Source organism: Stenotrophomonas sp. STEN022 (assembly GCF_056760155.1).
The window spans coordinates 1-5,323 of record NZ_JBRREG010000162.1; the positions used below are offsets into that span (position 1 = coordinate 1).

The following is a 5,323-nucleotide window of genomic DNA, read 5'->3' on the forward strand; positions in this document are numbered from 1 at the left end:
GTCTCTCGTGTGCTGCGGGTGCCTTGGGGTTGGGGGCGGGTGGGTTGGGTGGTGCGCGCCCGCCCCCGCCCGGCGGCCCCCCCCCCCCCCCCCCCCACTACTGCGTCCTTACGGTGTTGGCTCGGCGCGGATCATCAACAACGGCAAACCCGTCTCCGGCTGCACCTGTTGCTGGGTTTGCAGGCCATCCAGCGATTGCTTGAGCGTGTCCAGCGCCGGGTCAACGCCGCGCAACGGCCGCCACATGCCGAACAGTTTCAGGTGCCGCTGGTAACGCAGGGTCTGAGCGCTGCCCAGCCATACCGGTGCTTGCCCAGGTTGCAGTTGGACGGTGGACGGCCACAGCCGCAGTGCATGGATTTCATCCGGACGCGCGCCCGGATGCAGCATCAACAGCGCCTCGACGTTGGTATCCAGCGTTGCCGGCAGTACCGGCACCTGCTGCGGTGTGGCCTTCATGTCCAGCATCATCAGTGCCTGCTGCCAGCCAGCCTGGGTCTGCCGGGTCCAGCCATTGCGTTCGAGCTGCTGCTGCAGGGCCGGCAACGGGCCAGCAACCTGTACGTCCAGCGGCCAGCGCTGATCGTCGTCGAAATCGTTGCGGCGCGCGGGCAGCTGGTGCCAACCGTCCTGCCACCAATGCGAGGCGTCCATCTGCACGATGCTAGCTGCCGCAGGCTCGAACTTGGCCAGCTTGGCTGGCACATTGCGCGGCGCATACCAAAGCCCGGCAATCACGAATACGCCATAGAACAGCCATGCCACCGGCTTGACCCAGAACGAGCGGTTGAAGCGGCGGCGATAGGCCACGCCCAACACCAGCAGCCAGAACACGCCGAACAACATGCCGCCGATCACGTCGCTGAGCCAGTGCGCACCCAGATAGATGCGGGCAAAGCCAATCACCGTGACCACCGCGCCGGACAGCAGGTAGGGCCAGACGCGGGTACGCCCCGGCAGTTCGCGGCCGATCAGCACGGCAAAGAAGCCGAAGGTGATGGTGGCCATGGTCACCGCCACCGACGGGAAGCCAAAGCCGCTGCTGGCGGCCGGAGGTCGCACCACGTCGACGGTGGCACCCAGCAGCTTGGTCAGTGCCAGGCCGAAGGCCAGCGCCGCCAGCCAATGGAAGACCGCCATCCAGCGCCGCCGCCAGGCCAGGTAACCCATGCCTGCAGCGATGGCGGGCAACAGCACCTGCCAGTCGCCCAGCGAAGCCAGCGCGGCCATCGGGTAGTCGGCTAGCGGATTGCGCAGGGCCAGCATCAAACGGTGCACGGCCAGGTCCAAGGCCAGCGGCTCGCCGTGGCCGACCACCACCATCAACAGTGCAAACCAGCCCCAGCCCAGCACCAGTAGCATCAGCGCAAGCATGGCCAGCGGCACCGACTCGCGGCGTTTGGGGTCGAACAGATCACTCAGCGAGTGGCCGATGAAGCGCGGGTGGCGGTGCGACCAGGCGAGCAGACGTGCCAGCCAGCCATCCATGCGTGTCGCCGACCAGCGGTAGCTATAGAGCACGATTGCCCAGACCAGGCCCAGCAGGGTGCCCAACAAGGCAACCACCAAGAACAGGCGGCCGGCAACTGCGGCCACCGCATCATAGGCCTGGCCGAGCGCCCAGCCAGGCAGCAGGAACAGGATCGCCCAGGACAGGCAGGCCAGGCCACTGGCCTTGAGGTAGCTGGTGAAGCGCATATTCGCCATGCCGGCGATGGCCGGGACAAATGGCCGGATCGCACCCACGTAGCGGGCGATCAGGATGCTCTTGAAGGCATTGCGGCGGAACATGACTTCGCCACGGTCCAGCAGCTGTGGGTAACGGCTGAACGGCCACACGCCACGCAGGCGGTCACCCCAGCGGCGGCCCACCCAATAGCTCAAGCCGTCGCCGGCAAAGGCACCCAAGGTGGCGCATATCACCGCATACGGGCCGGACAACTCGCCCATGCCGATCAATACACCTACCGCGATCATCAGCGGCAATGCCGGCACGATGGCGCCGAGAATGATCACGGCATCGCAGAAGGCGATGGCGAAGATCGCCAGGCCAGCAAGGACGGGATTGGCGGCGATCCACGCAAGCGTGGCGTCGATCCAGGAAGAATTCATCGGCCGATTATAAAGGGAAGCCCGAGTCAGACCGATGGCAGCGGCAGAGGTTCAGTGGATCGCTGGTGTGCTCGTTCACCTGCGATGGCGCTCAGTGAATGGCGCGCGGGCGACTAGAATGCTGGCATGACTGACTTTGCCCGCGAACCTGTCACCGCGCTGAAAGCTGACAGCTTCGGACGAATCCTGTTGATCGAAAGCCCGCAAGGGCGCTTCGTGCGCCGCGACCTGGGCGCGACGCCCTTGTGGTTGCGTCTGCCTGCCTGGTGGCTGGCGCGGCGCGAAGCCCGCGCGCTGGCCAAGCTCGATGGCATGGAGGCGACGCCGCGGCTGCTGGCCTGGGATGGGCACTGGCTGGACCGCAGCTATATGGAGGGCGCGGCCATGTATCAGCGTCCGCCGCATGGTGACCTGGCGTACTTCCGTGCCGCGCGGCGCCTGCTGCAACGCGTGCACCGGCACGGCATCGCCCACAACGACCTGGCCAAGGAAGCGAACTGGCTGGTGCGTGAGGACGGCTCGCCGGCGCTGATCGACTTCCAGCTGGCGGTATGTGGCAACCCGCGCTCACGCTGGATGCGCTTGCTGGCCCGCGAAGACCTGCGCCATCTGCTCAAGCACAAGCGCATGTACTGCCGGCAGGCGCTGACGCCGGTGGAGCTGCGCCTGCTCAAGCGGCACTCGTGGGTCCGCGAGTTGTGGTTTGCCACCGGCAAGCCGGTCTACCGCTTCGTCACCCGCCGTATCCTGCATTGGGAAGATAACGAAGGGCAGGGGCCAAAGCCTTGAGCAGTGGTGTGCGGGCACGCGAGGTCGGGATCACCGCCGACGCGTTGCTGCACCCGCGGCTGCCAGGCAGTCATTTCGCACATGCCTCGCGGATCAACCTGGTACGCCGGCCGGACAGTGCCGTACAGGCCTATCTGGATATCGCCCGGCAGGTGCCGGCCTGGTTCGATGGCCTGATGCGGCTGCGCAATGCCGGAATGCGTCTGCTGGGAATGAAGCACCTGGGCGCGATCCGCAGCGTGCCGGTGCATGCACCGGAAGGGCTGGTGGTTGGCGACAGGCTCGGGATATTCACCGTGCGGGCGCTGATGGCCGATGGCGTGGTACTGGGCGATAGCGACCGTCATCTGCGCGTCGAACTGTCAGTAGAGCTTGGCCCCGGCCATGACAGCTGCCAGCTGCAGGTGAGCACCGTGGTTCACCTGCACAGGCCGTTCGGCCGACTGTACATGGTGCCGGTGGCGCCGTTGCACCGGCTCATCGTGCCGCGCCTGCTGGAGCGCTATGCGCGGCGCATGGTGACGCCCGGACGGGATTGAGTTGCAGAGCCCGCGCCGAGTGCAGTGCTGGCGCTGCAATAACGGCTGATCCGCGTAGATTCAGCGCAGTTCGATCAACTGCTTGCCTTTGAAGCTGCGCTTGCTGTCGAAGTCGTATCCGATGGTCACCTGCCCATCGTCGGCACAGGCATGGCAACTGCGCAGTGGCGTGGTGAACCGCAGGCGCACACCGCCATCGGGTAGCGCTTCAGTGCCGGCAGCCAGCGCAGGTGCGAACGGGCCGGAGTCGGGGTGTCTGCTGGCGAACGCTTTGTAGGCATCCGAGCCGCGTGCCGTGTCATCCAGCACTTCTTCGTCCACGTCGATGGCTTGACCATTGGCATCCACCAGCCAGGTGCCTTCGTTGGTATTGGCGCGGAACGGGAATTCCAGCGTAGCCACGCCGATGCCTTCGACGTCGCGCCATGCGCTGACATAGCCGGGCTTGCCTTGCGCGGACAAGGTGCTGGCAGCTGTCAACGCCGCCGGCGAAGCACCGCTGCTGCGCATCACCTGCAGCAGGCAGTTGTCGGCTGCTGCGTCGGTACGACAGGACTCGGTCGAGCCTGTCCATACTGAGTCGGGACCGATTCGGGCGGCTTGTTCGCCCAGGCCAGTGGTCTGCGCGGTGACATCGCCATCAATTTTGGCCGCAGGTACTTCGGTAGCGGAATGTGGCTTCTGGCAGGCCACAAGCCCAAGGGCGAGCAGCAGCGGAGCAGACAGGTACAGTGTTTTCATCGGGAGTCCTTGCGCGATATCGCACCAGTATCGGCAAGACATATGAACCCTGAGTGTCGAACCTTCAGCAAACCGCAGGACTGTGCGTGGGTGCTGGTATCGGCATAATGCGGTTTGCTTTCTTACCGGTCCCGGAGTGCGCATGAGCAGCCTGCAAGGCAAGACCCTTTTCATCACCGGTGCCTCGCGCGGCATCGGTCTGGCCATCGCCCTGCGTGCTGCACGCGATGGCGCCAACGTCGCCATCGCCGCCAAATCGGCGGTCGCCAATCCCAAGCTGCCGGGCACCATCCATACTGCTGCCGAGGCCGTCAACGCCGCTGGCGGACAGGGTCTGGCGCTGAAGTGCGACATCCGCGAAGAAGACCAGGTCAATGCGGCAGTGGCTGCAACCGTGGATACCTTTGGTGGCATCGACATCCTGGTCAACAACGCCTCGGCGATCTGGTTGCGCGGCACACTGGATACGCCGATGAAGCGCTTCGACCTGATGCAGCAGGTCAATTCACGCGGCAGCTTCCTGTGCGCACAGGCCTGCCTGCCGCATCTGCTGCAGGCGCCGAACCCGCACATCCTCACCCTTGCGCCGCCGCCCAGCCTCGACCCGAAGTGGTGGGGCCCGCATACCGGCTACACGCTGGCCAAGATGGGGATGAGCTTCGTCACCCTGGGCCTGGCGGCTGAGTTTGGTCGTCAAGGCGTTGCAGTCAATGCGCTGTGGCCGCGCACGGTGATCGCCACCGACGCGATCAACATGATTCCGGGCGTGGATGTGGGCGGCTGCCGCAAGCCGGAGATCATGGCCGACGCCGCGCACGCTGTGCTGACCCGTACCGCGGCTGGCTTCAGCGGGCAGTTCCTGTTGGATGACGAAGTACTGGCGGAGGCGGGCATCACTGATCTGTCGGGTTATGCGGTGGACCCGTCGCGTCCGCTGATGCCGGATCTGTTTCTCTGATTGCTTTCCCCAAGGCGGGAACGCTTCAACTGTAGCGCCGAGCCATGCTCGGCAAGGGGCTTTCCCGTTAAAGCCTCACCTGTAGTGCCGAGCCATGCTCGGCAGAGGCTTTACCGGTAGAGCCCACCTGTAGTGCCGAGCCATGCTCGGCAGCAGGATTTACGATAAGGCCCCTGCCGAGCAT

General features: G+C 65.3%; 5 protein-coding genes. 3 read left to right on the top strand and 2 right to left on the bottom strand.

What is annotated here, in order from left to right:
* Positions 1-108: 108 nt before the first annotated feature.
* Positions 109-2,112: a bifunctional DedA family/phosphatase PAP2 family protein gene (locus ACVOMF_RS20355; protein WP_481510886.1), complete on the bottom strand. Its 2,004-nt coding sequence runs from the start codon at positions 2,110-2,112 to the stop codon at positions 109-111.
* A 126-nt stretch (positions 2,113-2,238) separates the two neighbouring features.
* Between ACVOMF_RS20355 and ACVOMF_RS20360 the strand changes: the two genes are divergently transcribed.
* On the top strand, positions 2,239-2,901 hold the full coding sequence (locus ACVOMF_RS20360; protein WP_481510887.1) for a protein kinase family protein: 663 nt from the start codon (positions 2,239-2,241) through the stop codon (positions 2,899-2,901).
* Entirely contained in the window at positions 2,898-3,440 is a 543-nt protein-coding gene (locus ACVOMF_RS20365; RefSeq protein ID WP_481510888.1) for a DUF2867 domain-containing protein, read from the top strand. Before ACVOMF_RS20360 ends, ACVOMF_RS20365 begins: the two co-directional genes overlap by 4 nt.
* A gap of 60 nt (positions 3,441-3,500) precedes the next feature.
* On the opposite strand, the gene ACVOMF_RS20370 is transcribed toward ACVOMF_RS20365, so the two are convergent.
* Positions 3,501-4,181, bottom strand: a complete 681-nt coding sequence (locus ACVOMF_RS20370) for a hypothetical protein (protein WP_481510889.1) — start codon at positions 4,179-4,181, stop codon at positions 3,501-3,503.
* A gap of 142 nt (positions 4,182-4,323) precedes the next feature.
* Here ACVOMF_RS20370 and ACVOMF_RS20375 point away from each other — a divergent pair, with 142 nt between their 5' ends.
* On the top strand, positions 4,324-5,139 hold the full coding sequence (locus tag ACVOMF_RS20375) for an SDR family oxidoreductase (RefSeq protein WP_481510890.1): 816 nt from the start codon (positions 4,324-4,326) through the stop codon (positions 5,137-5,139).
* The last annotated feature ends 184 nt before the right edge of the window (positions 5,140-5,323 follow it).

What these genes read in the sequence shown, in the direction of transcription:
- ACVOMF_RS20370 (WP_481510889.1), bottom strand. Translation starts at nt 4,181, where the DNA reads ATGAAAACACTGTACCTGTCTGCTCCGCTGCTGCTCGCCCTTGGGCTT.
- ACVOMF_RS20360 (WP_481510887.1), top strand. Translation starts at nt 2,239, where the DNA reads ATGACTGACTTTGCCCGCGAACCTGTCACCGCGCTGAAAGCTGACAGC.
- ACVOMF_RS20375 (WP_481510890.1), top strand. Translation starts at nt 4,324, where the DNA reads ATGAGCAGCCTGCAAGGCAAGACCCTTTTCATCACCGGTGCCTCGCGC.
- ACVOMF_RS20355 (WP_481510886.1), bottom strand. Translation starts at nt 2,112, where the DNA reads ATGAATTCTTCCTGGATCGACGCCACGCTTGCGTGGATCGCCGCCAAT.